Origin of the sequence: Streptomyces sp. NRRL F-5630, from assembly GCF_000719475.1 — a bacterium.
Taxonomy (GTDB): Bacteria; Actinomycetota; Actinomycetes; order Streptomycetales; family Streptomycetaceae; genus Streptomyces.
Map to the genome: position 1 here is coordinate 1 of NZ_JOGO01000021.1, position 25957 is coordinate 25957.

General features: G+C 74.4%; 19 protein-coding genes and 1 pseudogene. 5 read left to right on the plus strand and 15 right to left on the minus strand.

The window, feature by feature from the left end:
* Window positions 1-474: 474 nt before the first annotated feature.
* Window positions 475-924, plus strand: coding sequence for a PTS sugar transporter subunit IIA (locus IF99_RS0112820; RefSeq protein WP_030996561.1), 450 nt, complete (start codon window positions 475-477; stop codon window positions 922-924).
* Window positions 925-985: 61 nt separating this feature from the next.
* Window positions 986-2656 carry a phosphoenolpyruvate--protein phosphotransferase gene (gene ptsP, locus IF99_RS0112825; RefSeq protein WP_030996562.1) on the plus strand — a complete coding sequence of 557 codons (1671 nt, stop codon included), beginning with the start codon at window positions 986-988 and terminating at the stop codon, window positions 2654-2656.
* A 48-nt stretch (window positions 2657-2704) separates the two neighbouring features.
* On the opposite strand, the gene IF99_RS0112830 is transcribed toward ptsP, so the two are convergent.
* Together IF99_RS0112830 and IF99_RS0112835 are read right to left on the minus strand one after the other, a co-directional pair.
* A complete protein-coding gene (locus IF99_RS0112830) occupies window positions 2705-3643 on the minus strand; it encodes a hypothetical protein (protein ID WP_030996563.1) in 939 nt (312 codons plus the stop codon).
* A gap of 144 nt (window positions 3644-3787) precedes the next feature.
* Window positions 3788-5767, minus strand: a complete 1980-nt coding sequence (locus IF99_RS0112835; RefSeq protein WP_030996564.1) for an acetoacetate--CoA ligase — start codon at window positions 5765-5767, stop codon at window positions 3788-3790.
* Window positions 5768-6307: 540 nt separating this feature from the next.
* Here IF99_RS0112835 and IF99_RS0112840 point away from each other — a divergent pair.
* On the plus strand, window positions 6308-8245 hold the full coding sequence (locus IF99_RS0112840) for a TIM-barrel domain-containing protein (RefSeq protein WP_420705669.1): 1938 nt from the start codon (window positions 6308-6310) through the stop codon (window positions 8243-8245).
* A gap of 9 nt (window positions 8246-8254) precedes the next feature.
* Here the strand turns inward: IF99_RS0112840 and IF99_RS0112845 are convergent, their stop codons facing one another.
* Both IF99_RS0112845 and IF99_RS0112850 read right to left on the minus strand, forming a co-directional pair.
* Window positions 8255-8815, minus strand: coding sequence for an NUDIX domain-containing protein (locus tag IF99_RS0112845; RefSeq protein WP_030996566.1), 561 nt, complete (start codon window positions 8813-8815; stop codon window positions 8255-8257).
* 75 nt (window positions 8816-8890) lie between these two features.
* On the minus strand, window positions 8891-9820 hold the full coding sequence (locus IF99_RS0112850; RefSeq protein WP_030996567.1) for a M15 family metallopeptidase: 930 nt from the start codon (window positions 9818-9820) through the stop codon (window positions 8891-8893).
* 107 nt (window positions 9821-9927) lie between these two features.
* Here IF99_RS0112850 and IF99_RS0112855 point away from each other — a divergent pair, with 107 nt between their 5' ends.
* The gene (locus IF99_RS0112855; RefSeq protein ID WP_030996568.1) at window positions 9928-10293 is read left to right on the plus strand and encodes a DUF962 domain-containing protein; all 366 of its coding nucleotides are present in this window, start codon (window positions 9928-9930) and stop codon (window positions 10291-10293) included.
* A 44-nt stretch (window positions 10294-10337) separates the two neighbouring features.
* Here IF99_RS0112855 and IF99_RS0112860 read toward each other — a convergent pair whose 3' ends face one another.
* The 5 genes and pseudogenes from IF99_RS0112860 to IF99_RS0112875 form a co-directional block, all read right to left on the minus strand.
* Entirely contained in the window at window positions 10338-10934 is a 597-nt protein-coding gene (locus IF99_RS0112860) for a GTP-binding protein (protein ID WP_030996569.1), read from the minus strand.
* Window positions 10935-11019: 85 nt separating this feature from the next.
* Window positions 11020-11397 (minus strand): DUF742 domain-containing protein, encoded by a 378-nt coding sequence (locus IF99_RS34880; protein ID WP_234340682.1) that lies wholly within the window; start codon window positions 11395-11397, stop codon window positions 11020-11022.
* A gap of 51 nt (window positions 11398-11448) precedes the next feature.
* Window positions 11449-11673: pseudogene (locus IF99_RS35750) on the minus strand (DUF742 domain-containing protein); the annotation flags it as partial.
* 12 nt (window positions 11674-11685) lie between these two features.
* Complete coding sequence (locus IF99_RS0112870) at window positions 11686-12129, minus strand: roadblock/LC7 domain-containing protein (RefSeq protein WP_030996571.1); 444 nt, start codon at window positions 12127-12129, stop codon at window positions 11686-11688.
* Window positions 12126-14861, minus strand: a complete 2736-nt coding sequence (locus IF99_RS0112875; RefSeq protein ID WP_030996572.1) for a nitrate- and nitrite sensing domain-containing protein — start codon at window positions 14859-14861, stop codon at window positions 12126-12128. The genes IF99_RS0112870 and IF99_RS0112875 overlap by 4 nt, the downstream gene beginning before the upstream one ends.
* A 520-nt stretch (window positions 14862-15381) precedes the next feature.
* On the opposite strand from IF99_RS0112875, the gene IF99_RS0112880 reads away from it, so the two are divergent.
* On the plus strand, window positions 15382-16047 hold the full coding sequence (locus IF99_RS0112880; RefSeq protein ID WP_030996573.1) for a hypothetical protein: 666 nt from the start codon (window positions 15382-15384) through the stop codon (window positions 16045-16047).
* Here the strand turns inward: IF99_RS0112880 and IF99_RS0112885 are convergent.
* The 6 genes from IF99_RS0112885 to IF99_RS30775 all read right to left on the minus strand — a co-directional run bounded on the left by IF99_RS0112885 (window position 15975) and on the right by IF99_RS30775 (window position 25891).
* Window positions 15975-20870 carry a hypothetical protein gene (locus IF99_RS0112885; protein WP_030996574.1) on the minus strand — a complete coding sequence of 1632 codons (4896 nt, stop codon included), beginning with the start codon at window positions 20868-20870 and terminating at the stop codon, window positions 15975-15977. The two genes, IF99_RS0112880 and IF99_RS0112885, sit on opposite strands and share 73 nt — an antisense overlap.
* 137 nt (window positions 20871-21007) lie before the next feature.
* Window positions 21008-21901, minus strand: coding sequence for a hypothetical protein (locus tag IF99_RS0112890; protein ID WP_030996575.1), 894 nt, complete (start codon window positions 21899-21901; stop codon window positions 21008-21010).
* Complete coding sequence (locus tag IF99_RS0112895; protein WP_030996576.1) at window positions 21898-22083, minus strand: hypothetical protein; 186 nt, start codon at window positions 22081-22083, stop codon at window positions 21898-21900. The genes IF99_RS0112890 and IF99_RS0112895 overlap by 4 nt, the downstream gene beginning before the upstream one ends.
* Complete coding sequence (locus IF99_RS0112900; RefSeq protein ID WP_030996577.1) at window positions 22080-23630, minus strand: hypothetical protein; 1551 nt, start codon at window positions 23628-23630, stop codon at window positions 22080-22082. The genes IF99_RS0112895 and IF99_RS0112900 overlap by 4 nt, the downstream gene beginning before the upstream one ends.
* Before the next feature lie 165 nt (window positions 23631-23795).
* Entirely contained in the window at window positions 23796-25148 is a 1353-nt protein-coding gene (locus IF99_RS0112905; protein ID WP_030996578.1) for a YhgE/Pip domain-containing protein, read from the minus strand.
* On the minus strand, window positions 25148-25891 hold the full coding sequence (locus tag IF99_RS30775; RefSeq protein WP_234340680.1) for an ABC transporter ATP-binding protein: 744 nt from the start codon (window positions 25889-25891) through the stop codon (window positions 25148-25150). The genes IF99_RS0112905 and IF99_RS30775 overlap by 1 nt, the downstream gene beginning before the upstream one ends.
* Window positions 25892-25957: the final 66 nt, after the last annotated feature.

A 25957-nucleotide genomic window follows, 5' to 3' on the forward strand; every position in this document is an offset into this window, starting at 1 on the left:
CGGACGCTTCCTTCGTACTCACCCTCTCGGGCTTTCCTCCGGGCGTTTTCCCTTCGGTATTTCGTTTTCCCGACTCTATCAGACTCTCTCGGGCCCGATGTCCTCGGCGCCTTTCCGGTTCCCGTTCCGGCCTTCCGGCCTTTCCGTTTCCCTTTCGGCGTTTCCGACTCTAGCAGGTCCTTTTCTCTGTTCTGACCAGGCCCTCGGACATGAGGGTTCCCTGCAGAAAGAAAGGGATTCGACTTCGTCGGATTACCCAGGACTGCCACCTCGTGAGGCGTACCCGGTCCCAGGCAGGATGACGACTCTACAGCTCTGCTCCCTACGGGTGCAAATCGATTCCGCGGTGCCCCCACGCGCCCGCCTCGGCACGGCCCGCTCAAAACGGCACAGAAGGTGACTTAGTCTGACGATCTCCGTGCCGTTCCCGCCCAGTGGGGCGGCCCAGGACCCCGCCGCCCAGGGAGGCAAGTCATGACCGTCGTGACCTCACCGCTTGCTGGTACCGCCATCGGACTCGCGAACGTGCCCGACCCGGTTTTCTCCGGTGCCATGGTCGGCCCAGGCACGGCCGTCGACCCCGAGCGGAAGCCGATGGAGGCCGTCGCCCCTGTCGACGGGGTGCTCGTCTCGCTCCACCCGCACGCCTATGTCGTGGTCGACGAGCAGGGCCACGGCGTCCTGACCCACCTCGGCATCGACACCGTGCAGCTCAACGGGGAGGGCTTCGAACTGCTCGTCAGCAAGGGGGACACCGTGCGGCGCGGGCAGGCGCTCGTGCGGTGGGACCCCTCGGCCGTCGAGGCGAAGGGGAAGTCCCCGGTCTGTCCCGTCATCGCCCTGGAGGCCACGATGGACGCGCTCTCCGCTGTGCGGGAGAGCGACACCGTACAGCCCGGCGACACGCTCTTCGGCTGGGAGTGACGGGCGCACGGCGGTACGGCAGGGGACGGGCACGGAACCCGAGCGAGCGGAGACGGTGGGCATGGAGACGAGGCTGCGGGGCGTCGGGGTGAGCCACGGGGTGGCGATCGGCGCGGTACGGCACATGGGCACGGCGGTACTCGAACCGCCGGCGAAACAGATCCCCGAGCAGGAAGCCGAACGCGAGCAGGGCCGGGCCCGGCAGGCCATGGACGCCGTGGCCGCAGACCTGACAGCACGCGGGCAACTCGCAGGAGGCGAGGCACAGGACGTCCTGGAGGCCCAGTCGCTCATGGCGCAGGACCCCGAACTCCTCGCCGACGTCGAGCGCAGGATCGCCGTCGGCTCCACGGCGGAACGCGCCGTCTACGACGCCTTCGCCTCCTATCGCGCCCTGCTCGCCGGAGCCGGGGAATACCTCGCGGGGCGCGTCGCCGACCTCGACGACGTACGCAATCGCATCGTGGCGCGACTTCTCGGTGTGCCGATGCCGGGGGTTCCCGACAGCGACGAGCCCTACGTGCTCGTCGCCCGGGACCTCGCGCCCGCCGATACGGCGTTGCTCGACCCCGCTCTCGTACTCGGCTTCATCACCGAGGAGGGCGGGCCCACGAGTCACAGCGCCATCCTGGCCCGTGCCCTCCGCGTACCGGCGGTCGTGGCGCTCTCCGGCGCGACGGAACTCGCCGAAGGCACCACCGTCGCAGTGGACGGAAGCGCCGGGGAGGTGTTCGTCTCCCCCGACGCGCGCAAGCGCGAGGAGCTGGAGGCGCTCGCCGCAGAGCGCAAGGCGGCCCTGGCCGCGAGCACGGGCCCCGGTGTCACCTCGGACGGCCACCGGGTGCCGCTGCTCGCCAATATCGGCGGTCCCTCGGACATCGCGACCGCTGTCGAGGCGGGTGCCGAGGGGGTGGGTCTGTTCCGTACCGAGTTCCTCTACCTCGACGACAGCGAACGGGCACCCTCCGTGGAGCAGCAGACGGCGGTCTACCGCTCCGTGCTGGAGGCGTTCCCCGACCGGCGCGTCGTGGTCCGGGTCCTGGACGCGGGTGCGGACAAGCCGCTGGCCTTCCTGAATCCCTCGGAGGAGCCGAATCCCGCGCTGGGTGTGCGGGGGCTCCGGGCGCTCCTCGACAGTCCCGGCGTGCTGCGGGACCAGCTGACCGCGCTCGCGCGCGCGGCCGACGGTCTCCCCGTGCACCTGGAGGTCATGGCTCCGATGGTGGCCGACCGTGCGGACGCTCGGGCCTTCGCCGAAGCGTGCCGGGCGGCCGGGCTGCACGCCAAGTACGGGGCCATGGTGGAGATCCCCGCCGCCGCGCTGCGGACCGGGGCACTCCTGCGGGAGGTCGAGTTCGTCTCGCTCGGCACCAACGATCTCGCCCAGTACACCTTCGCCGCGGACCGGCAGGTGGGCGCGGTGGCCCGCTGGCAGGACCCGTGGCAGCCTGCGCTGCTCGATCTGATCGCCTCCTCCGCCCGGGCGGCGGCCGAGGCGGGGAAGACGTGCGGGGTGTGCGGCGAGGCCGCGGCCGATCCGCTTCTCGCTTGTGTGCTGACCGGGCTCGGTGTCACCTCCTTGTCGATGAGCCCTACCGCGCTCCCCTACGTCCGTTCCACACTCGCCAAGTACACGCGTGCCCAGTGCGAGCGGGCGGCGGGTGCGGCGCGGGCCGAGGACGGGGCCGAGGAGGCGCGACGGGCGGCGGGGGCCGTGCTCTCCGGCGAGTAACCGGCCGTCACCGGAGAGCCGTGCCTCATTCGTGCCCGCCGCGGTGGTTCACCCCTGTGCGTCCTCCCCTTCCTGGCCGTGGTCGTGGTGGGGGGTTCGCGGGGGTGTCAGGACGGGCGCCGCGCGGTAGTCGACGCCCGGCTCCGGCGGGATGGGATCGCCGGACTCCGTGTCCGTGCAGTAGGCGTCGAAGACCTCGGCGGCGGTGAGGGGGCGCAGGGTGTGCTCGCGCAGTCGCCACCCCCGCACCGCGTCACTGGTGTCCGGTCCGCTGGTCCGGACGACCAGCCCGCAGGGCAGCCGCGCCACGAGTGCCGCCGCGAGGACGGTGACGAGGTCCAGGGCCGCGGACTCCTCGGGGTGCGGCGAGGTGCCCGGGCTCGTGTCGATGTCGAACTCGGCGAGCAGGGGGCCTGCTTCCGTGCTCGTACTGCACACCAGGTGGTGACGGCCCGCGCCGAGGGCGTGGCAGGCCGCCGTGAGGAGTTCCGAGGCGCGGTCGAAGGCGGCTCTCGCGAGGCTCTCGCCGCATTCCTCGCAGCGCCCCGCGAGGTCGAGGAGTTCGCCCGCGTAGGCGAAGGTCGCCCGGCGCAGGGCGAGCTGGGCGAGGCCGGGCAGGAGGTCGGCGAGGGGGCGGTCCTCGTACGGGAGGGTCGCGCCGGTCTCGACGAGGTGCTCGGTGAAGCGCTGTCGGCTCTCGGGCCGGCCCGGGTCGAGCCCTGAGCCGGCACAGAAAGCCACGTACTCCTCGGGGTCGAGGAGACCGATGCGGGTGCGGCGGCCCCGGGTCGCACGGGATCTGAGGACGGTGTCGGCGGAGTCGAGGTACTGCGCGTGGTCGCGGAAGCGGGGCGCGCCGTAGCGGGTCATGCGGTGGTAGTCCTCTTCCTCGGCCAGGAGGGCGAGGGCTCCGACGAGTTCGCGGTCGACGCGGTCGAGCCGCGAGCTGTGGCGGTCGGGGCGGGGGGCGGTGCGCTGGCGGGCCATGGGGTCTCCTGGTGTGTCATCGAGGCCTCCCTCACGGAGCGCTCTCACTTGATGACCAACCGTAGGTGGCGGCACTGACAACGCCTCCTCGGTGACCTCGCGGTGCCGCCGCCCCGGAGAGGTTCCGGGGCGGCGGCACGTGGTTCAGGAGTGTGTGCGCCCCCAACGTGCGTAATCGCGCAGGAGTTCCACATCGTCAACCGAGCCGGGGTTCACTGCCTTCTCCAGAGGGGTTCCCTGGAGCAGTCGCTTGACGGGGACCTCCAGGCGCTTGCCGGTGAGGGTGTGCGGGATCGCCCGTACCGCGATGACCTCGTCCGGTACGTGGCGCGGGGAGAGTGCGGTGCGCAGGGCGGTGGCGAGACGGATGCGCAGCGCGTCGTCGAGTACGGCGCCGTCGGCGACGTGGACGAAGAGCGGCATCCAGTAGCCGCCGTCGGGCTGTTCGACGCCGACGACGAGCGATTCGCGGATCTCCGGGAGGCGCTCGACGACCTCGTAGATGTCGGCGGAGCCCATGCGGACGCCGCCGCGGTTGAGGGTCGAGTCCGAACGGCCGTGGATGATCACGGAGCCGCGTCCGGTCAGGGTGATCCAGTCGCCGTGCCGCCAGACGCCGGGGTAGGTGTCGAAGTAGCTCTCGTGGTAGCGGCTGCCGTCCGGGTCGTTCCAGAAGCGGATCGGCATGGAGGGCATGGGGCGGGTGACGACGAGTTCTCCGACCTCGTCGACGAGCGGCCTGCCCGCGGGGTCCCAGGCCTGGAGGTCGACGCCGAGCGCGGGGGCCTGGAGTTCCCCGGTATGGACGGGGAGGGTGGGGACGGCTCCGGCGAAGCAGCTGCACACGTCGGTGCCGCCGCTGACGGAGGCGATCCAGACGTCCTCACCGGCCTCGTCGTGGAGCCAGCGGAAGCCGTCCGGGGGCAGCGGGGAGCCGGTGGTGGCGACGCAGCGGACGCGGCTGAGGTCGAAGTCGCGGGCGGGGTGCAGGTCCGCTTTGCGCGAGGCCATCACGTAGGCCGCCGAGGTCCCGAAGAGGGTCGCGCCCGTGGTCTCGGCGACGCGCCACTGGGCGGCCGTGTCCGGGAAGCCCGGGCTGCCGTCGTACAGGACCAGGGTCGAGCCGGTCAGGAGGCCGGAGACGAGGAAGTTCCACATCATCCAGCCGGTGGAGGTGTACCAGAAGAAGCGGTCGCCTGTGCCGAGGTCGCAGTGCAGTCCGAGCTGCTTGAGGTGCTCGACGAGGATGCCGCCCTGGGACTGGACGATCGCCTTGGGAAGTCCAGTGGTGCCGGAGGAGTAGAGGACCCACAGGGGGTGGTCGAAGGGGACCTGTTCGAAGACGGGGGCCTCGTCGCCCGCGACGAGGCCGACCCAGGTCTCGGCGCCTTCGGGGGCGGGTGTGCCGAGGAGCGGGACGTGGACGAAGGTGCGAACGGTGGGGAGTTCGGCGCGCAGTTCGGCGACGACGTCCGTGCGGTCATGCTCCTTGCCCCCGTAGCGGTAGCCGTCGACGGCGATCAGGACGACGGGTTCGACCTGGCGGAAGCGGTCGAGGACGCTGCGGGCGCCGAAGTCGGGGGCGCAGGAGGTCCACACGGCGCCGACGGCGGCGGTGGCGAGGACGGAGACGATCGCCTGCGGGATGTTCGGCAGGTAGCCGCTGACGCGGTCGCCCGGGCGGACGCCTCGCGCGCGCAGCGCCGCGGCGAGGGAGCCGACCTGGCGGCGCAGTTCGGCCCAGGTCATCGGCTCAGGGCCGTGGGTCTCGTCGACGTGCAGGAGGGCGGCCTCGCCCGCCAGGAAGGGGTCCTCGGCGGTGCGCAGGGCGTGTTCGGCGTAGTTGAGGCGGGAGCCGGTGAACCAGCGGGCGCCGGGCATCGAGCGGTCGGCGAGCACTTCCTCGTACGGCGTCGAGAAGCGGACGTCGAACCACTCGGCGAGGGCCCGCCAGAAGGTATCGAGGTGTTCGACCGACCAGCGGTGCAGGGCCGGATAGCCCCCCTCGGCGGGGGCTCCGTGGTGCTCGGCCGCCCAGGTCTGGAACCGGGTGACGGCGGCGCTCGGCGCGCGGTCCTGTCCTGGTTCCCACAGGGGCTGGGGCGGCTGGGCTGCGGTGCTCACGGGCGGCTCCAAGGGGCGGTACGCGGCGACTGTGCCGCGTCGGGGTCGGTGAGGGTCCCGGTGCTGACCTCGGCGGACTGCCGCCGGGCCGGCGGACCGGGCGCTGCGAAGGACGATGCCACGGACGCGGCCCCGGCACCAGGGTGGCCGAGGGTTGAGGTGCTGGTGGTAAGGGGTGCCGGGGGACGCGGGCAAGGCGGGTCGAGGGTGCCTGCGCACGGGAGGTCTCTGTGCGCGCGGACGCCTGCCCCTTCGTGGGATGCGGGGCGCCGGGGGGTCGTGCGGGGGCTTCGGAGGTGCTGGGTGACGTGGGGTGGACACCTGGGTGAACGGCCGTCGAACGAGGTCACCGGGTGGCCGGGTGGATGACACTCTTGCGTCATGATCGCTCGGGACCTGGTGCGTTGGCTGACGGCTGCGCGGGGAGACGGTGCCGGTGGCGGCCGGCCCGGCGCGGTGCCGGGGGGCGCCGCGCCGCGGCGGCCGGGAGGCGGGCGCGGAGCGTGGCGCGGGGACGGGGTGGCCCCGGTGCGGGCGCGCGTGCCGGGGCCTCTGACGGCGCTGGAGCCCGCTCCGGGTGGCGGTCTGCTGCGGTTCGCGCGCTCGGAGTTGAGCGTACGGGTGACGGCGCGTGGGGCGCTCTTCCTGGGCTGGGACAGTGCCGCGCCGCTGCCTTCGTACGCCTTGTCGGGTGCGGAGGCGGTGGCGCCGGACGCGCGGGTCGTGCTGGAGCCGGACACCGAGGGCGGGGTGCGGCTGGTCTCGGAGCGGCTCGGTCTGACGGTGGCGCGGGACGGCACCGTGGAGGTGCGGACGCCCGGCGGTGTGGTGTTGCGCAGGCAGTCGCCGCCCCGGTGGTGGGAGGCGACGGGGTCCGTACGGGGCGGGGGGCGATGGGTGTCGCGGGCCGAGGTGGCCGCCGATGCCGTGTTCCTGGGCGCGGGGCGCGACGGGGCCGTCCTGGCGGAGGGCGCGTACACGGTCGGCGGGGTGCGGCCCGGTCTGCGGATGCCCGTGCAGGTGGTGCAGGCGGACGCGGGGTGCCATCTCGTCTTCCACGACGCGGAGGAGGAGGGGGAATGGCGGCTGCGGCCCGGCCAGGAAGGCGCGGGTTCGGGGCACGACCGGGCGGGGGTCGCGGAGCTGCGGATGAGCGGGGGCCCGGTGCGGTCCTGGGTGGTGGTCGGTTCGCCGCAGCGGCTTGCCTATGGGTGGGCCTCGTTGACGGGGGCTCCGGTGCCGCCGCCCGGGGACGTGCTCGGAGGCCGGGGGCGGGACACCGTGCTGGTCCGGGGCGGCGGCGGGCCCGCTGCGGTGGAGGAGCTCCCGGCCGTGGGGCGACCGCGGCGGCTGGGCGGTGGCGCGGGCCGGGATGCGGGTCCCGGGGTGCCGCAGTGGAGGGATAGAGAGGTGCGGGCGCGGGAGGGCGAGCGGTACGTGGAGTTCGCCCGTCAGGGGCGGCACGGCTTCGTTCACTCGTTCGAAGGAATGGGGGGCGTTCTGGAACTGTGCAGGGCCCGGGCCGTGTTCAACTCATTGCGCGGGGCCTTTCCCGGCGAGCGGCCCTTGCAGCTCGCGGCGGGTGTGTGGGCCGGGCAGCAGCGGTACGGCGGGGTGTGCTTGCCGGGCCCTGCGGCGGGCGACTGGGCGGAGTTGCCGCGTGTGGTGGGGCGAGTGCTGGGGCTGGGTCTGTGCGGGGTGCCGTTCTGCGGGCCGGGAGCGCCGGAGGTGGCCGGGGGCGCGCCGGGTCGGCGTGGAGAGGAGGCGCGGGCGTCCGAGGTGCGGGCCTCGGCCGAGGACGAGGAGTGGGGGGTGCGGTGGGAGCAGCTGACGGGGTGGTTGCCGTGGAGTGCTGAGACGGGGGGAGGTGATACGGGAGGGGCCAGGTCGGGTGGGCGCGAGCGGTGGGCGCCTTATTGGACGACGCTGGCGCGGCATGCGGGTCTGTGGGGCGGCCCATGGGTGCGCCCGGTGTGGTGGTTCACGCCGGAGGACCGGGCGCTGCGCGGGGTGGGTGATGCCTTCCTGGTGGGCGAGGCGCTGTTGGTGGCGCCGGTCTGCGCGCCGGGAGCGCGCAGCAGGCGGGTGCGGCTGCCGAGGGGACAGTGGTACGACACGGTGACGGAGGTGGTGTACGAGGGGGAACGCACGGTCGAGATAGCGGCACCCTTCGACCGGGTCCCGGTCCTGGTGCGCGCGGGAGCGGTGGTCCCGGTGCGGGAGGCGGGCGGGACGGTTCTCGAAGTGTGGGCGCCGCTGCCGGAGAGCGGGCCGGGGACGGGGCTGTACATCCCCGACGAGGGCGAGGGGTGGTCGCCTCCCCTCGTCGAGCGGTACACGAGCAGAAGAGGTGCGGACGGAGCCGTGGTCGTGGAGCGGAGCGGAGGGCCGGGTGCGGGGCCGCAGGGGACGGCGGACGTGGAACGGCCGGTGCGAGTGCGGGGTTTGGAGGCCACGGAGCCGGTGGGACCGGCGTGAGCGGGGGTGTTACTGGTAGCGGCCCTCGAACCACGCTCTGACGGCGAGGGTGTGGAGAGGGAAGCCGAGGCGGGCCGGTTCGCGCAGGATGTGGCGGCCGTCGGTCTCGTCGGTGGGGACGGAGCTCGGGAGTTCGGCGGCGGGACGGGTCGGCAGGACGCCGAAGAGGAGGAGGTGGCCGTCGGGGGAGCTGAGGGCGTCGGCGAGGCGGACGTCCCGTGGTTCCGCGTCGATGCCGGTCTCCTCGCGGAGTTCGCGTACGACGGCGTGGCGCCAGTCCTCGGCGTGGTCGACGAAGCCGCCGGGGAGGGCGACTGTGCCCTTGGCGGGCTCGATGGCACGCGTGATGACGACGAGTCCGGTACCGGCGCGGTCGTAGACGGGCTGGAGGGCGACCGCGACCGGCAGCGGGTTTCCGTAGGCGGTGGTTCCGCAGACAGCGCAGGTACGCGGCCAGGAGCGGGCCTCGGCGTAGGGGGCTCCGCAGCTCGAACAGTGCGAGTACGGCTGCGGACCGGCGGGGGCCGGGGCATCGGCGGAGCCGTCGGGGTGGGAGTGGGTCCGGGACACGCGCGGACTTTATCCGATCTCTGGGGTGAGGGTGACAGGGGGAGGGGTCCGGTGGGCCGGGAAGGTGAGGGGACGTCAGTGGCGGGAGGTCAGGGAGTGACGGGAGACAGGGAAGTCGAAGTAGGTGTCCGGGTACTGCTCGGGCTGGTGGGTGAAGTGCCACCACTCCTCGGGGAGATTGGTGAAGCCCTCGCGTTCCAGAGTGGTGGTGAGGAGTTCGCGGTGGGCGCGCTGGCTGCCGGTGATCCGGGGATCCTCGGTGTGGGCGAGGGTGTCGAAGCAGTCGAAGCCGGTGCCGGTGTCGACGGCCATGTCGGGGAAGCGCTCGGCCTTGGGGCTGTAGCAGGAGGTGAGGGCCTCGCCGGGGACGTAGGGACGGGTGGGGCGCGCGGGGAGGCGGACGAAGCTGAGGTCGAGGGTGGAGCCGCGGCTGTGGCCGGACTTCTCCGCGATGTAGCCGTCGGCGAAGAGGCGGGTCTTGTCGACGCGAGGGTAGAACTCCGCCTTCATGCGCTGGTCCGAGAGGTCCTCGGCCCAGCGGACGAAATGGTCCACGGCGCGCTGGGGGCGGAAGCAGTCGTACACCTTCAGCGAGTAACCCCGGCGCAGGAGTTGGCGCTGGGCGCGGTGGAGGGCCTTGGCCGTGGAGCGGGTGAGCAGGCACAGCGGCTGGGTGTAGCCGGTGACGGGGACGCCGGTGAAGTTGTGGGGGGTGGCGTAGCGGATGTCTTCGATGATCGTGGGATCGATGTCGCGGAGTTCCACGAAGGAGGCGGGGGCCTTGCGGTCGTGGTGGGTGGTGCGGGGGGCCTGGGACACCTGGGCGGTCGGGGTCGCGGTGGCCGGGGCGCTCGCCGTGGCGGTGGCGGTCGCGGTGTCGCTCGCCGTGGGGGTGGCGCTCGCGGTCGTGTGGGCGCTCGCGGTCGCGGTGGCACTCGCGAAGGTGAGGGAGAGGAGGACGGCGAGGAGAAGGGGGCGGAGCGCGGTGGGGGTGCGTCGTCTCATGGGGTACGGGTTTAGCAGTGCGCGGCGGGGTTTCCCAGGGGGCGCTCGCGGATCGCGTCCCGGCGGGGGCGTTCCGTACGGCTCGGGGAGCCGTTACCGTGCCCGGTATGAGCGAGGAGGCGCGGGAGTTCGCGAGCTACGAGGAGTTCTGGCCGTACTACGTGGCCATGCATTCCAAGGCGGCGACCCGTTGGGTACACCTGGCGGGCACCCTGACGGGGCTCGCGGTGAGTGCCTACGGGCTGGCGCGGGGGCGGGCCAAGTACCTCGCCGCGCTGCCCGTGATCGGCTACGGGACCGCGTGGCCGGCGCACTTCCTCATCGAGCGGAACAACCCGGCGACCTTCGGGCAGCCGGCGTGGTCGCTGCGGGGCGATGCGGCGATGATCCGGATGATGCTCGCCGGGCGGGACGCCGAACTCGGCGAGATCGCCGAGAAGTGGCTCGCGGAGCACCGTACGTCCGGTTCCTGAAGCACTGCCGTGGCGGCGGCGGGAGGGTCGCGCCCGGCGCCCGTTCAGTGAGCGGTGCGGCTCTCGCGGCCTGTCATGGCGTAGCGGCGGGCGTGTTCGACGACCTCGATGAGGACGGCTTTGACGGAGTCGCGCCGACGAGCGTCGCAGGGCACGAGGGGGACGTCCGGGTCGAGATCGAGGGCGCCGCGGAGCTCGGCGAGCGGGTGGTCCTCCGCTCCGTCGAAGCGGTTGACGGCGACGACGAAGGGGATGCCGCGCCGCTCGAAGTAGTCGATCGCTGCGAAGGAGTCCGCGAACCGACGGGTGTCGAGCAGGACGACGGCGCCGAGCGCCCCCTGGGCGAGTTCGTCCCACAGGAACCAGAAGCGGTCCTGGCCGGGGGTCCCGAAGAGGTAGAGGACGAGTTCCTCGCGCAGCGTGATGCGGCCGAAGTCCATGGCGACCGTGGTGGTGCGCTTCTGCTCGACGCCGCGCATGTCGTCCACCGGGCGGGACGCCTCGGTGAGCATCTCCTCGGTGCGCAGCGGCCTGATCTCGCTGACCGCGCCGACGAAAGTGGTCTTGCCGACGCCGAAGCCCCCGGCGACCAGGAGTTTGAGGGTGAGCGGCCGCTCGGGCCGGCCACTGAGGGCGTTCATTCGGTCTCTTCTCCTGCGGCCCCGCCGGTGGCGGGCGTGGCGGTGTGGACGGGGGGTGCGCGAGGCGGCGGGGGGCGCCGCTCCCTCACAGGGCGCGCAGTCCTTCGATGACGTCGCGCAGCACGCTCTCGTCGGGGAGTTCGGCGGGGGGCACGGGGCGGGTGACCGTGACGAGTTCGGCTTCGGCGAGGTCGCTGACGAGGACCCGGACGACACCGATGGCGAGGTCCAGTCCCGCCGCGATCTCGGCGACGGACTGCGGGGCGCCGCCGCACAGGGCGAGGATCTCGACGTGCTCGGGGGTCAGCAGCGCGTCCTGGTCGGGCGGGAGGGGCCAGGGCGCGGTGGCGGACGTGAAGGCGGCGCCCGTACCCGCGGCGGCCGCTCCTGCGTCCCCACCCGCTCCCGTGCCGCCCGCTCCCGCGTCCCCGCCCGTACGGGCGCCGCCCGTCCCCTCGGTCACGCCCGGGCCGGCGCCGGGCGTCCCCCTGTCTCCGCCCGTGCTGGCGCCGCCGCCTGGGTCCGCCGCCGCTTCACGGGGTGCGGCGGGGTCGCCTGCCGTGGCCGGTCCGCCCGGGCCGGGGTCGCCGGGGGGCGGAACGGCGGCGACGAGGGCGATGAGGTCGAGCCGGTGGCCGCCGGTGGCGCTCGTGCGGCCCCGGGTCATGGCGTACGGGCGTACGACGGGTCCCGCTTCGTCGTCGTACCAGCGGGCTGTCTCGTGACCGGCGTCGCTCATCATGGCCTGCCTCTATCCCCCGGCGGGGATATCGGTGCGCGGGGCCTGGCCGAGGTGGACGCCGACCCGCTTGACGAGGAGCGTCATCTCGTAGGCGATCTGACCGATGTCCGCGTCGGGTCCGGCGAGGACGGCGAGGCAGCTTCCGTCGCCCGCCGCCGAGACGAAGAGGAAGGCGTCGTCGAGTTCGACGAGTGTCTGCCGGACGCTGCCGGCGTCGAAGTGGCGTCCGACGCCCTTGGCGAGGCTGTGGAAGCCGGAGGCGACGGCCGCGAGGTGTTCGCTGTCCTCACGGCTGATGTCCTCCGAGATCCCGGTGGGCAGGCCGTCGCTGGAGAGGATGATCGCCTTGCGGATGCTGGCGACGCGGGCGACGAGTTCGTCGAGCAGCCAGTTGAGTTCGTGGGTGCCGTCAGGGGCTCCCGGAGTTGACGCGGCGGTCCTTGGAGCAGTCATCGACCGTCCCTTTCCGGAGTGTTTCCTTGCACTGTGCTGTGCGGGGCGGTCCCGGTGGCTTCCGGTCCGCCCTCGTCCTCGGTGGCGCGGGCCCCGCTGGGCCGTGCGTCCGCCGCGGCTTCCTCCTCGCGGCCCCGGATCCAGCCCCGCTGGAGCGAGGCCATCCGGGCCCGTACGGCGTCCGCGTCCCGCTCCGGTTCGGGCCCGGTGGGCTCGCTCGGTTCGGGCTGCTCGCGCAACTGGCGGGCGAGGCTTGCCTGTCGTACGCGGCGGGGCAGCCCCGCGGGGCCCGTCGCGGGAGCCGCCTGCGCCCCCGTACCGGCCGCGCCGCGATCGGCGCGCGGCGTGCCCGGTGCACCACCTGTCGCTTCCGGCGCCTTCGGTCCGTCCTGTGTTTCCGCGCGCGCGGATGCCGGGCCGCCCACCGGTGCCGTCCTCGCGCCGGGCCTGTCACCGGACGTGTCGCCGGGCCTCGTGCCGGGCCTGTCATCGGGCCTCGCGCCGGACTTGGCGCCGGGCCTGTCGCCGGCCCGTGTGCGGGGGCGGCGGGCCGGGAGGGGGCCGGGGGCGGTGGTGGGGCGGCTGTGCTCGGCGTCGGGCTCGGGCGCCTCGTCCGCGTGCGGGTGGTCGCCGACCGGGCGGCCGTGCGAGGTGACGAGCTTGGGCACCGGGCGGCGGGGCAGCGCACCGAGTTGGGTGAGCGGGCCGCGCGGGCCCTCGTCGGCGCCCGCGGGCACCGGCTCCCGTGCCGCGGAGCGCCCGCGTGCCGCGACGGGGGCCTCCAGTTCGACGGGCCCGTCCGGGGAGACGGCGGGGAAGCCCGCGCCGTCCGTTCCCCCCGGCACCTCCGTGAGGAGCTTCTCGGGCAGCACGACGACGGCGGTCGTGCCGCCGTACGGGGAGGGCTGGAGCGAGACCTTGACGCCCTGACGGCGGGCGATGCGGCTCACGACGAAGAGGCCGAGCCTGTCGGTGTCGGAGAGCTCGAACTCGGGGGTCTCGGCGAGGCGTTGGTTCGCCGCGAGGAGTGCTTCCTTGGTCATGCCGAGGCCGCGGTCGTGGATCTCCAGGAGGAAGCCCTGGCCGACGCGTTCGCCGAGCACCTGCACGGCGGTGTGCGGCGGCGAGAACACGGCGGCGTTCTCCATGAGTTCGGCGAGCAGGTGGGTGAGGTCACCGACGGCCGCGCCCGTGACGGCGACGCGGGGCAGGCGGCGCACCTCGACGCGTTCGTAGTCCTCCACCTCGGAGACCGCGGCGCGCACGACGTCCATGAGCGGCACGGGACGGCGCCACTGGCGGGCCGGGGCGGCGCCGGAGAGGATGACGAGGCCCTCGGCGTGGCGGCGCATGCGGGTCGTGAGGTGGTCGAGGCGGAAGAGGTCGGCGAGTTCGTCGGCGTCCTCGGTGCGGCGTTCCATCGTGTCGAGCAGGGTGAGCTGCTTGTGGAGCAGGACCTGGCTGCGGCGGGCGAGGTTGACGAAGACCTCGGAGACGCCCTTGCGCATGTCGGCCTGGCGCACGGCGGCCTCGACGGCGGCGCGCTGGAGGGTCTCCAGGGCCTGGGCGACCTGTCCCATCTCGTCGCGTTCGTGGACGAGGCGCGGCGCCTCGGTCTCGATGTCGATGTCCTCCCCCGCGGCGAGCCTGCGCATGACCTCGGGCAGGCGGACCCCGGCGGTCTCGTTGGCGCGGCGGCGCAGTGCGGAGAGGTCGCGGACGAGGGAGCGGCCGATGCGCACTGAGAGGTAGAGGGAGAGGAGCAGGGCGACGAGGCCGAGGAAGCCGGCGCCGCCGGTGCGGAGCAGGACACCGTGCGCGTACGGGGTCACGGCGTCGCGGTAGGCGCTGTCGAGCGCGTCGTCGCGCGCCGCGAGGTCGGCGAGGACCTTCGTGGCGGCCTTGGACCACGTCGCCGCGTCGACGACGGCCACGGCGCTCGGCGTCGACTGGCTGACGCCGTACTCGGCGTCGGTGAGGACGGCGGTGCCGGGCCTCTTCCAGTACGCCTCGAAGTCCTCGCGCTCGCTGTCGGGCAGGAGGGCGAGGTTGGTGTCGTAGAGCAGTTCGCGCTGGGCGATGAGATCGGAGACCTTCTGGATCTCGTCGCGGCCGAGGCGGTGCCCGGTGAGGGCGGCGCTGACCACGGCGTCCTCCTGCGTGAGGAGTTCACGGGCCCGGTCGACGCCGACGACGCCGCGCCCTCGCTTGTCGAGCGCGACGTCCTTGACGGAGCGCAGGTCGGTGAGGAAACCGAAGCAGGGCTCGACGAGGTCGGAGTAGAGCTTGAGCGCGGAGGTGCGCGAGAGGCGGTTGTCCTCGGCGCTGCGGCGCAGCGCGGTCAGGTCGGTGAAGGAGTCGACGAGGGCGTCGAGTTCGCGGCGTGAGGTGGCGTTCATGCGGCTGCGGAGGCCGCGGTCGCGGGCGACGTCGCGGACTTTCTCGATCGCTTCGTCGGTGTGGGCGTAGCTGCGGCGCATCGCGGAGGACACGTCGGAGCCGCGCGGGTCGGCGAGGTAGACGAGGGTGCGGGTGCGCTCCTGCTGGAGGGCGCGGGTCGCTTCCTTGACGGGCTGGCCCGCGCGGTCGATGAGCCGGCTCACGCCGAGGACCTGGTACGCCTCCTGGCCGCTGATGACGGTCGCGTAGGCCCAGACCACGCCGAGCGAGAGGAGGGGGACGAGCAGCAGGGCCACGATCTTCCGGCGGATGGATTTCCCGCGAAAGCGCATGGTGTCGTCCCCCTGTGGTGTCCCCGTCGGCCCGGTCCCGAGGCGCGCCCACCGCCGGTGGACGGGCCGGCGCGTGCTCCCGGGGCCGTGCGCGCCGGTCGGCGCGAGCGTCCGCGGGTGGCCCCCGCGGGGTACGCGCGTACCTCGTGAATCGGCGTGACTCTACTACTGCCTCAGCTACAACCCGAAGACTTGTCCGGATAGTTTTCTTGTTGAGCGGGTACGGGGCGGCTTTCCCTCTCGGTGCGGGGGCGCCGCGGTCGGTACGCGTGGGGAACATCGCGGGACGGGCCGGTGGATTCCGGCGGATGGGGGGTCAATCGGGGGCGAGGGGAGGAAACCTTGACGGGTTCTTCTTCGTCTGTACAGGTGGGAGGCGGCCCGGTGTCCGTACGGTCCCGCGCGCGTGTGCGGCTGTCCGGGGCCGACTAAAGCGGCGTGGGGCGGGCAGCGAAACGAAGAGCCGCTCGCGCCCCCGGGTGGTGGTCCGTTCGGCGAGTGGTGGGGAGTTGGCTGTGTGATGAGCACCGTGGAGCGCGGTACCGAGCAGGAGAGGCGGAAGGCGGAAGGCACCGCCGCCGGGGGGCCGGCCGGCTGGGAGACCCCGCTGCCGCAGTGGAGCATCGAGGAGTACGGCGAGGAGGCGGTCGAGGACGCCGACTTCGCGCGGCGGCGGCGCGAGGCGGCACGGCGGGACTCCCTGTGGAAGGAGGAGCCCGCGGTACGGCGCCGGCTGCCCGACGCGGTGCGCACCTCGGCGGTCCGGGCCGTCATCATCGTCGCGCTCACGCTGTGCCAGGCGGTGACGGCCTTCCTGTGCACGCTCGCCGGTTCCTGGCTCGCCTTCCCGATGGTGCTGAGCAGCGTGGCGAGCACGGTGGTGGCGACGTGGGGCGTCCTCGACGTGTGGATCACCCGGCAGGTGTGGATCCAGCGCAACGGGGTCCTGTCCCAGCCGGGCAGCACCGCGCGGGAGTTGCGCAGGGAGCGCCGCCAGGCGGTGAAGGCCGCGAAGCGCGCGGTGCGGGCGGAGCGGGCGGAGCGGCGCTCCGTCACCGAGGCCCCCTCCCCCCGTCCCGCGACCATGACGCCGCCCGGTGCGGGCGTCCCCGCTCAGGAGACGGGCCGCTCCCCCCGTTCCGCCTCCGGCCCGGCCGGGCGCGGGACGGACGCGGCGGCGGCCTGAGAGGGCCGTCCGGCGGGGCCCTGCCCTTCGGCGCGGCCCTCCCCTTCGGCGGGCTCCCGCGAGCCCCGGGCGGGGTCCTGGGGACGCGTACCGGAGCCCTGCCCGGCCGGTTCCTGGGGGCGCTCGAAGAAGCGCGTGGCCTGGATCTGGGCGTGCACTCCCTCGGCGTCCGGCTCCTTGGGCAGGCCGGGGCGCAGGTGCTCCTCGACGCTGATGTACTTCAGCCCGGCCCGCAGGTCCGCGTCGTTGCGCAGCCGGATGACGAGCGGGAACTCGGAGAGCGCCGTCGTGTCGAACAGCCCGGTCGTGTAGAGGAGCTGGACGCCGAGGGCGTCGGCCACGGCCCGCTGGAGTTCGAGGAGGTACGTGGCGTTGGCGCGCCCGATCGGGTTGTCCAGGAAGAGCGTGCCCGCGTGGCGGCGCCTGTCGTGGCCCCGGTCGTTGGAGCGCAGCGCCGCCATCGTGCAGTACAGGGCGATCGCGGCGGTGAGCAGCTGACCGCCCGAGAAGACGTCGCCCATCTGCCCCACCGGCACGCGTTCGGCGCGCAGCACCGCGTCCGGCTTGAGGATCTCGACGGCGATGCCGCGCGGCTGGAGGGCCGCCTGTACGCCGCGCAGGAGCAGGCTCATGCCGTCGCGGCGCAGGTCGGCGTTCTTGCGGACGGCGGCGCGGGTGGCCTCGTCGATGACCTCGCCGAGCCGTTCGGTGAGGCTCGCGTGGTCGGGTTCGTCGAAGCGGATGCGCAGGAACTCCTGCCCCGACCACTCTCCCAGTCCTTCGGGGAGGCGGGAGAGGCGCTGGGCGGCGCGGAGCGTGGCGAGCGAGGACTCGACGAGTCCGCGCAGGCGGTCGACGATCGAGTCGCGGTTGCGTTCGAGCTGCTCCAGCTCGTCGGTGAGCACCCGCAGGCGGGGCGCGAACGCCTCGGCCCAGCGGGCCGCGTGCTCGGGCAGCGCGGCGGCGGGCAGTTCCCTGATCTGCTGGCGGGCGGGGGTGCGCACCTGCTCGTAGCGCGTGGAGTTGGCGTGCCGGACGAGGATGTCGCTCGCCTCGCGCACGGCGGCTTCGGCCGCCGCCAGATCGGCGGCGCAGCCGCGCAGTGATCGGCGGGCCTCCGCCGTGGCGGTACGGGCCTCGGTGAGCGTCCCCGCGAACGGCTCGGGCTCCTCCGGTGCCGGCGTCCCGGTCTCGGGTTCGGTGTCACGGGCGAGATTGTCGCGGAGCAGGTCGCGCAGGAGCGCCGTCGTCTCCTCGAAGCCCGCTGCCGCCTCTTCGGCCGCGCGGTGGTCGTGGCCGAGGGCGGTGTGGGTCGCGCGGGCGGCGTCCAGGGCCTCGGTGCGGGCGGCGAGGTCGGCGCTCGCGGTGCGCAGGAGGGCCTGGGCCTGTTCGGCGTCGGCGGGGACGAGATCCTCGGGGAGCGCCGTGTGGGCCTCGCCCTCCTCGGGGGCGAGGCGTTCGGCCTCGCCGCGCAGCCGGCCGAGCTGTTCGCTCGCGGCGTTGGCGCGGGCCTCCAGCATCTGCACGAGTTGCTCGGCGCGCCCGGCGGCGGCCTGCCGCGAGGGCCCGTCGGCACCGTCGGGGCCTTGGAGCAGGCCGGCGGCGCGGGTGCGGACCTTGTTGCTGAGGCGTTCGAGTTCGGCGAGGGCGGAGGTCTCCTCGCTCTCGGCGCGGGCCTGTTCGGCGCGCAGGTCGGCGCCGACGCCGACCTTCTCGTAGAGCTGGGAGGCCGCGCGGTACGCCTCGCGCAGGGTGGGCAGGGCGGCGCTGCGGGCCTCGTCGGAGGGCGGGGGCAACTCCTCGGGGGCACCGGCGATCTCGGCACGTTCGGCGCGCAGGGCCCGGGCGGTGCGGCGGGCGTCGTCGGCGGCGCGCTGGGCGGCGCGGCGGTCCTCGTCGGCGGCGCGGGCGCGTTCGAGGCAGGTCTGGGCGCGGGCCTCGGCCTCGGCGGCCTCCTCGGCGAGTTCGCGCAGGCGGCTGGTCCACCGGCCGCGTTCGCGCAGGCGGTGGGCGAGCCCCGCGAGGGCGTCGGCGGCACGGCGGGCGCGCTGCGCGGCCTCGCCCCGTTCCTCGCGTGCGAGGGCGGCGGCGCTCGCGGTCTCCTCGGCCTCGGTCCGGTGGGCGCGGGCCTCGTCGAGGGCGGCGGCCGCCTCGGCCGCCGCCGTACGGGCCTCGGCCGCAGCCGCGCCGAGTTCGGCGAGCCGGCCGGCGGGGCAGCCGGAACGCCAGGAGGCCAGGCGGGCGCCGAGTTCGCGGTCCTTGCCGAGGCGGGCGGCGAGCGCGCGGATCTCCTCCTCGCGGGCGGTGGCGCGGGCGCGCAACTGCTGCCGTTCCTCGTCGGCCGCGTGTTCGTCGTGCATCGCCGGGTTCGGCGGGACGAGGAAGACGGACTCCTCCGCGTCCGCATGCTCCGGCGCGGGGGCGAGGAGGGCCGAGGCGGTGCCGACGGCGACGGTGGAACGGGGCAGCAGGGCGGCCTGGGCGAGGACTTCGCGGGCGCGGCGGTGGGTGGCGGGGTCGGTGATGACGACGCCGTCCACGAGTTCGGGGCGGGCCGCGAGGACGCGGTTGTGCTCGGCGGGGTCGACGGACTGGGCGAGGTAGCGCCAGCCGGGCAGCGCGGGGATGCCCTGTTCGCCGAGGTACTCGACGGTGGCGAGGACATCGGGGCCCGGGGGCAGGAGGCCGCCGTCACCGAGGGCGCCGAGGATGCGGGCGTCGTCCTGGGCCGCGGTGCGAAGGGCGAAGAGGCGGCGTTCGGCCTCGGCGACGGCGTCGTCGAGGAGGGTGCGGAGGGTCTCGGCGCTCTGGTCGAGGGTCTCGGCGTCGAGACCGGCGGGGGCGGGGGCGGCGCCTGGCTCCGCACCGTCACCCGTGCCGCCCTCCGCGCCCGTCTCGCCGTCCGCTCCCGCGCCGCTGCCCGTGCCCGTGCCGCCGCTGCCGGGGCCGCGCTGCTGGGGCACCGCTGTGCCGCTCGGGGTGGGGAGGCCGAGGAGGGCGGCGAGGCGGTCCTCGCGGGCGAGGCTCGCGGCGGTGGCGTACTCGGCCTGGTGGGCGAGTTCGGCGGCGCGCGCCGCGTCGGCGGCGCGTGCGGCGGTGAGTTCGGCGCGGGACGCGGTACGGGCCGCTTCGGCCGCCTCGTCGGAGGCTCCGGCCGCGCGCCGACGGGCCTCGGCCCAGGCGGCGGTGGCCTCCTTCTCGGCGTCGCTCGCGGCGAGCGCCGCGCGGGCCGGGTCGGCGTCGGGCGAGGAGCCGTCGAGCCAGCCGGCCCGTACGGCCTCCTCCGTCTCCTGCTCGACCTCGGTGAGCCGCTGGCGCAGGTGCCCCGCGTCGCTGCGGGCGCGCTGGGCGTCGGTGGCCGCCGCTGTGGCGTCGCGGTGGGCGCTCTCGCCCGCGGCCTGGAGGTGCGCGGAGCGCTCCTCCTCCTCGGCCGCGTGGTTCTCCGCGCGTTCGGCGGCGTCCTGGAGCGCGCGGACGAGGTCGGCGGCGGCTGCCGAGCGGGCGGCGAGCGCGGGCGCGGCATCGCGCTCGGCCTCGCGGATGGCGGTGGCGACGCGCGCCGAGCGGTCGGCGGCGGCGCGGGCGCGCAGCACCGTCTCGGCGGCCTGCCACGCGGAGTGCAGGGTCCTGGCCTCGGTGAGTTCGCGGCGCTGCGCCGTGGCGGCCTTCTCGCCCGCGGCGAGGGCGAGCGAGGCGTGCCGGTAGGCGAGTTCGGCGGCGACGAGGGCGGCGCGGTCGCGGGCTGTGCCGGCCTCGGTGACGGCTTCCGCGGCGGTGCCGAGCCGGCCGGACAGCTCGGCGGAGCGGGTGCGTTCGCCGGCGGCCCGCGCCGCGAGGCGGCGGCCGAGCGCGCGGGCGCGGCGGGCGGCGGCGGCGTGGATGTCGCGGGCGCGTTCGCGCTGCGCGGTGGCGTCGACGATGCGGCCGAGGAGGTCGACGGAGCCCGCGGTGAAGTCGCGTTCGGCGAGGAGTTCGGAGCGGCGGCCGAGTTTGCCGCCGAAGTTGTGGACGAGGTCGGCGAGTCCGTCCGTGTCGCGGGTGTCCGTGACGGCGCGCAGCAGGAGGTCCGTGAAATCGGAGTCCTTCTTGACGGCGAAGAGCCCGGCGGCCTCACCCTCGTCGGCGTTCATCTCGCGCTGGTAGCGGAACAGTTCGGGGTCGAGGCCGAGTTCGCCGAGGTGCTCGGTCCAGCGCTCGTGGGTCTCCTCCCAGTGCACGTCGAGGTGGGTGTAGAACTTCCCGGCCTCGACGAGCGCGTCCCGGAAGCCCTTCATGGTGCGGCGGCGGCCGCGCGCGGCGGAGATGCCCTCGGCGATCGGGCGGACGGCGTTGGACTCGGCGACGGGCAGCGAGTCGAGGCTGAGTCCCGGGCCCGGCCGGAAGGAGTACCACGCCTCGGCGAACTTGCGCGGGTCGTTGGAGACCTGGCGCCCGCGCCACTCGCTGACCTTGCCGACGACGACGCACTCGCCGGTCCGCGTGTGCTGCCACTCCAGGACGACGTGACCGCAGTCCTCGGCGAGCAGGAACTTGCGGAGCACGCCGGAACTCGCGCCGCCGAGCGTGTTGCGGTGGCCGGGGAGCATGACCGAGAAGATCAGCTTGAGCAGGACGGACTTGCCGCCGCCGTTCTCCAGGAAGAGGACCCCGGCGGGGGCGGGCCTGCGGGGCGGTCCGCTGGGCTCGTCCGCGAAGAACTCCGTCTGGGTCGGCGCGGGTTCGGGGACGGGCGCGCCGACCGAGCGCAGATCGAGCACGGTGTCGGCGTACCGGGCCCCGGCGGGGCCGATCGAGTAGAGGCGGACCCGGGACAGCTCGTACATGGTGCGGACTTTCGGCAGCGGTGGAGGGACGGCAAGGGGAAGTATCGGCCGGGATCAGGCGGTCGTGCACATCTCGGTCAGGGGGCGGCCCGGCGGGAGGGACAGGACGGCGGGCCGTGGACGCCGGTGCGGCCGGGTCATCCGTGGAAGGGGAGTCCCGCGTCCGCGACGAGGTCGAGGTCGTCCGTGTCCTCGGCGGGGACGAGGCTCGGGCTGCCGTCGCCGACCGGGACGACGCCGAGTGCGAGGAGTTCGCCCATCGCGGCGCCGCCCGCGAGGTCGCGCACCTGGAGCTGGTAGCGGGGCGTCGTGCGGTAGGTGCCGCCGCCGTCGTCCCCGGTGCGCTGGAGGAAGCCGGAGTCGGTGAGGAAGCCGACGGCCTTGGCGACGATGCCGGTCGTGGACCCCGCGAGGCGGCGGGCGTCCTTGGTGGCACCCGTGGCGCTGCGCCGGGCCCAGACCCGCCAGGCGGCTTCGAGGCCGGGCGCCTCGGTGGCGGGGTCGGTGTTCTCGCCCGCGATCTCGGCGCGTTCCTCGATGCGGCGGCACGCCTGGCGGACGAACGCGTCGACGCCGTTGACGCTGATCCGCCCGATGTAGCCGTCGTCGGCGAGGTCCTCGGGGCGCGGGAAGGCGAGCGCGGCGACGCTGAGGTGGGCGAGGCCGTGCAGGAAGCGGTCGGCGGTGTCGGTGGAGGCGCGGCGCGCGTACTCGCCCATGCGGACGGCGAAGACGGAGTCCTCGGCCGCGGCGGTGGCCATTCCCGCGCGTTCGGAGACTTCGAGGACGACGAGCCCGAGTCCGGTGGCGACGGCGTCGGCCAGGCGCGCGAAGGCGGGGTCCTCGCGGTAGCGCCGCAGCAGGCCCGTGTACTCGCCGTCGCGGGCGGGCTGGAGCTTGGGCTGGAGGCCGAAGGCGACGAGCCGGGCGGCGTCCGCGGCGTCGGCCGGGGTGACCGGTGCCGCCGCCGCGGAGCGCGGTTCGGCTGCCTGCTCCTCGCCGTACGGGGGTTCTGCGGCGTACTCGGTCACGGTCGGGCTTCCTTCGGGGACGGGTCGGCGGGGCGCGCGGGGGCGCGGTGTGCGGGAGAGGTACGGGAGCGGGCCGCCGCCGCGCCCTCGCGGGAGCGGAGCGGCGTCACGTCCCCGTACGCCGTGGTGGTGCCGGGGCGGGCCTCCGTCGCGGCGCGGCTCGTGCGGGAGACACCACTCATGACGCTGCCTCCGGCACGGCGCCCACGGCCTCCAGGAGGGCCGTGCCCAGGATGAGGTCGGCGCCGCCGAAATCGGGGTCGTCGAGTTCGGTGCCGTCGTCCACGGCGAAGAGGACGCTCGGCTCGCCCTGGCGATGCGCGGTGCCGACCGGGGGGCTCGCGGCGTGGAAGGCGAGGAGGGTGACGAGGCGGGCGAGTTCGCGTGCCTCGTGGTCGTCGCCGCCTCTCTCGCGAGCCCTCCTGCGAGCCTCGGCGAGCAGCCCGGAGAGGCGGCGCGGGGCCTCCGGCTCCAGGCGGAGCAGTTCGGTGGCGACGGCGAGTTGCTCCTCGCTGAAGCGGCTGTCGTCCGGCGTCGCCACGAGGTCGGGCTCGGGCAGTTCGGCGCCGAGGTGCTCGCGCTCGGCGGGAGGGGTGAGCAGCAGGTCGACGAGGTCGCCGACACGTACCGCGCCCGGGGTGCGCAGCCCGGTACCGCGTGCGAACCACGCGTCCGTGACGCGCAGCGCGTCCTCGACGGGCAGGGCGATGACGGGCGAGAGGAGCTGGCCGTACAGGTCGAGCCCCGGGCGCCCCGAGTGGTCGGCGAAGGCTTGCCGGTCCTGCTCGGCGCGGAAGAGCGGGCCGGCTTCGAGGAGGCGGGACTGGAGCTGGGTGTGGCGGCGGATGCAGTCCTTGACGATGTCGACGAGTTCGGCCGCGCGGCGCTTGTTCTCCGGCTCCTCGGACTCGTCCCTGGCCTTGCGGATGTTGGTGAGGATCGCGTTCTCGTGCCGGTAGCGGTCGGCGACGTGGCCGAGCGCTTCGTCGATGAGGTCGGGGACGGTGTGCAGCCAGTCGACGGCGCGGACGTCGCGACGCGTGGACTCCAGGGCGCGGCGCAGCGATTCGGCGTACTGGACGGTGCGGTAGCGGGCCTGTTCGGCGGCGAGTTGCGCGTCGGCGAGGCGGCCCCGGCTGATGAGGACCTCCAGCTTCACCTCCGCGGCGATCTGCGCGCTCGTGACGTCCGTGTCGAGCGCGCCGACGAGCACGTTGACCGCCTCGTCGGTGGCGCGCAGGAAGACGGTGCCGCCGGCCGCGGGGACTTCCTCGATGAGCTTGAAGTCGTAGTCGCGGCGCACGTAGCTGCCGTCGGTCGCGAAGGTGCCGTAGACGGCGCGGAAGCCGCGGTCGGCGCTGCCGACGTTGATGAGGTTCTCCAGGACCCAGCGGGCGACCCGTTCGTGCTCGGCGACGGGGCGTCCGGGGGCCTGCGCGCCGACCCGCGGCAGGAGTCTGGCCACTATCTGCTCGTGGTCCGCGCCCGTGTCGAAGTCCATGTGGAGGGTGACGAGGTCGATCGCGGCGAGGGCGACCTCGGCCATCGCGTACCGCGTGTACTCGCCCGCCAGGTTGGCCTTGCGGGTGTCGAGGTCGTGCAGCGGCGCGGTGCAGGCGAGGGCGCGCAGGCGGCGGGCGAGTCCTTCGTCGGCTGCGGGGCCCGGAGCGGGGCGCGGGCCCGCGCTGAGCTGCGCGGCAGCGGGTTCCGGGAGGGCGGGCGAGGTCACGGGGGACAGCGTAGAGGGTGGGAGGGACAACGGTGTATCGCGGGGTCTTGCGCAGAAGGTGCCGTTTCGCCCGGTGGGCCCCGCGGTGCTCCGCTCCGGCGCCCGCAGCCCGCACGCCTCGGGGGCCGCGTCCTTCGGCCCGCGTGGCGTGTGCGGCCCGCGGTCTCAGAACTGGATCTCCGGCTTCAGCCGTTGCATGCTCCAGCGCCGCCTGCGTGCCAGGACCAGGCCCGTGGCGAGCAGCGCCGCCGCTCCGTACGCGGCGAGGACTCCGAAGGAGAGGCCCAGCGTGGAGCCCTGCCCGCCGGAGATGGTGACGCGGAGACCGTCGACGAGGTAGGTCATGGGCATGACGGGGTGCAGGGCGCGGAAGAAGGCGGGGGTGGTCTCGACGGGGTAGAGGCCGCCGCAGGAGGTGAGCTGGAGCATCAGCAGGATCAGCAGGATCAGGTCGCCCGTGGAGCCCAGGAGGGCGCGGAAGAACTGGGCGAGGGCGACGAAGGAGAGCGCCGCGAGGCACACGAGGGCGACCAGGAGCCAGGGGTGCTCGGCGTCGAGATCCAGGCCGAGCTGGACGACCGCGTACAGGACGAGGGCCCCGAGGACGCCGAGGAGGGCGGTGGGCAGCCAGCCGGCGAGAGTCGCTGTGGCCGGTCTGCCCTCGTCGACGGCGCGCGGGTTGTAGGGCCGCAGCACGAGGTAGCCGACGAGGCCGAAGACCCACAGGGCGATCGAGAAGAAGAACGGTGTCATGCCGCGCCCGTAGAGGTGGGCGGGGTGGAGGTTGGCGGAGGTGACGTCGACGGGCGAGGCGAGGAGCCGTGCCTGGTCCTTGGCGGCCTGGCCCTCGGGCGCGTGGGGGACGGCGGAGGAGAGGTGGGCGAGTTGCTGGGAGAGCTTCTGGAGGCCGGGGCCGGTCGCGGCCGGGTCGTCCGCCCGGCCGGCGAGTCGCTTCGCGGACGCGGCCGACTCGTCGAGTCCGTCCTTGAGTTCCTTGCCCTGTCCGAAGACCTGTCGCAGTTCGACCTCCTGGGCGGCGGCGGAGAGCTGGTTCTGCAGTTCCAGGCGCGCCTGGTCGGCGGCTTTGCCGATGATGAAGCCGTTGGCGTCGTTGAGTTCGAGGTGGACGGTGGCGCGGCGCGGTTTCTGGCTCAGGCTGCTGGAGAGGGCGGCGCTGAAGTCGCGCGGGACGGTGACGGTGAAGAAGTAGTCGCCGTTCCTGAGCTTGTCGTGGGCGGTGGCGGCATCGCTCGTGTGCCAGTCGAAGCTCCCGCTCTCGCGCACGGCGCGGACGAGGCGCGCGCCTCCGTCGACGGTGCGGCCCTCGACCTCGACGGGCTTGTCCTCGTTGACGATCGCGACGGGGACGCGGTGCAGGAGTCCGTACGGGTCCCAGTTCGACCACAGGTAGAGCGAGCCGTAGAGCAGCGGGACGAGCGCGAGCACCCACGGCACGAGGCGCGAGAGAGGCCCCCGGAAGCGGCGGAATTCGAGCTGGGCGAGGCGCAGGACGCGCATCACGGCCTCCTCGCGGCATCGGTGGCGGCGGTCCTCGGGGACAGGGTGGCGTACGCGGCGAGCGGGACGGCCCAGTCGGGCGGCGGGGGCGCGGCGGCGGTGGCGAGCACGGTGATCCCGGCCTCGGCGAGGCGGGCGAGCCGCAGCCAGACCTCGCGGAGGTCGGCGCCGCCGAGCCCGGCGTCGACGTTGTCCACGAGGACGGCGGGGCGGCGTTCGGCGACTGCGAGGGCGACGGCGAAGAGCAGCCGGTCGCGGGCGGGGAGCCGTCCCACGGCGGTACGGGCGGGCGGTGCGCAGGCGAGGAGTTCACCGGCCGCTTCGAGGGTCTCCTCGCTGAACGTCCGTGTGGTCGCCGCGCGTTCGGCCCGGTGCTCCTGGGCCGTCCACTGCGGGACGAGGTCGACGCCGGGGGTGGCGCGGGCGAGGGACGAGTGCCGGAGCGGGTCCACGGGCGTGTCGCCGAGCCGGGCCGTGACGGTGCCGCCGCTGGTGCGGAACCGGCCGCCGAGCGCGAGGAGCAGGCTCGTGCGGCCCGTGCCGCCCTGACCGGAGACGACGGTGAGTCCGGCGGGCCGTGCGAGGAGGTTCACGCCCGTGAAGACGGTCCCGAGCGGCCCCCGCGCCCGCAGCCCGCGCGCCTCGATCTCCAGCCCCTCACCGTCGTTGACCAGCGCGGCCGGAACACCGGGCGGCACCGGCCGCGCCCCCGCTCCCCCACCGTCCTCCGGCATCTGCGCCACCGCCGACCACCCCTTCCGCTCCGATCGCCGTCACCCTGGCGCGTGGGCGGCGCGGGGCGCGGCAAC

Coding starts and splice junctions, on each gene's coding strand:
- IF99_RS0112830 (WP_030996563.1), bottom strand. CDS start 3,643: ATGGCCCGCCAGCGCACCGCCCCCCGCCCCGACCGCCACAGCTCGCGG.
- ptsP (WP_030996562.1), top strand. CDS start 986: ATGGAGACGAGGCTGCGGGGCGTCGGGGTGAGCCACGGGGTGGCGATC.
- IF99_RS0112850 (WP_030996567.1), bottom strand. CDS start 9,820: ATGAGACGACGCACCCCCACCGCGCTCCGCCCCCTTCTCCTCGCCGTC.
- IF99_RS0112905 (WP_030996578.1), bottom strand. CDS start 25,148: ATGCGCGTCCTGCGCCTCGCCCAGCTCGAATTCCGCCGCTTCCGGGGG.
- IF99_RS0112860 (WP_030996569.1), bottom strand. CDS start 10,934: ATGAACGCCCTCAGTGGCCGGCCCGAGCGGCCGCTCACCCTCAAACTC.
- IF99_RS0112870 (WP_030996571.1), bottom strand. CDS start 12,129: ATGACTGCTCCAAGGACCGCCGCGTCAACTCCGGGAGCCCCTGACGGC.
- IF99_RS0112885 (WP_030996574.1), bottom strand. CDS start 20,870: ATGTACGAGCTGTCCCGGGTCCGCCTCTACTCGATCGGCCCCGCCGGG.
- IF99_RS0112895 (WP_030996576.1), bottom strand. CDS start 22,083: ATGAGTGGTGTCTCCCGCACGAGCCGCGCCGCGACGGAGGCCCGCCCC.
- IF99_RS0112880 (WP_030996573.1), top strand. CDS start 15,382: ATGAGCACCGTGGAGCGCGGTACCGAGCAGGAGAGGCGGAAGGCGGAA.
- IF99_RS0112855 (WP_030996568.1), top strand. CDS start 9,928: ATGAGCGAGGAGGCGCGGGAGTTCGCGAGCTACGAGGAGTTCTGGCCG.
- IF99_RS0112875 (WP_030996572.1), bottom strand. CDS start 14,861: ATGCGCTTTCGCGGGAAATCCATCCGCCGGAAGATCGTGGCCCTGCTG.
- IF99_RS0112820 (WP_030996561.1), top strand. CDS start 475: ATGACCGTCGTGACCTCACCGCTTGCTGGTACCGCCATCGGACTCGCG.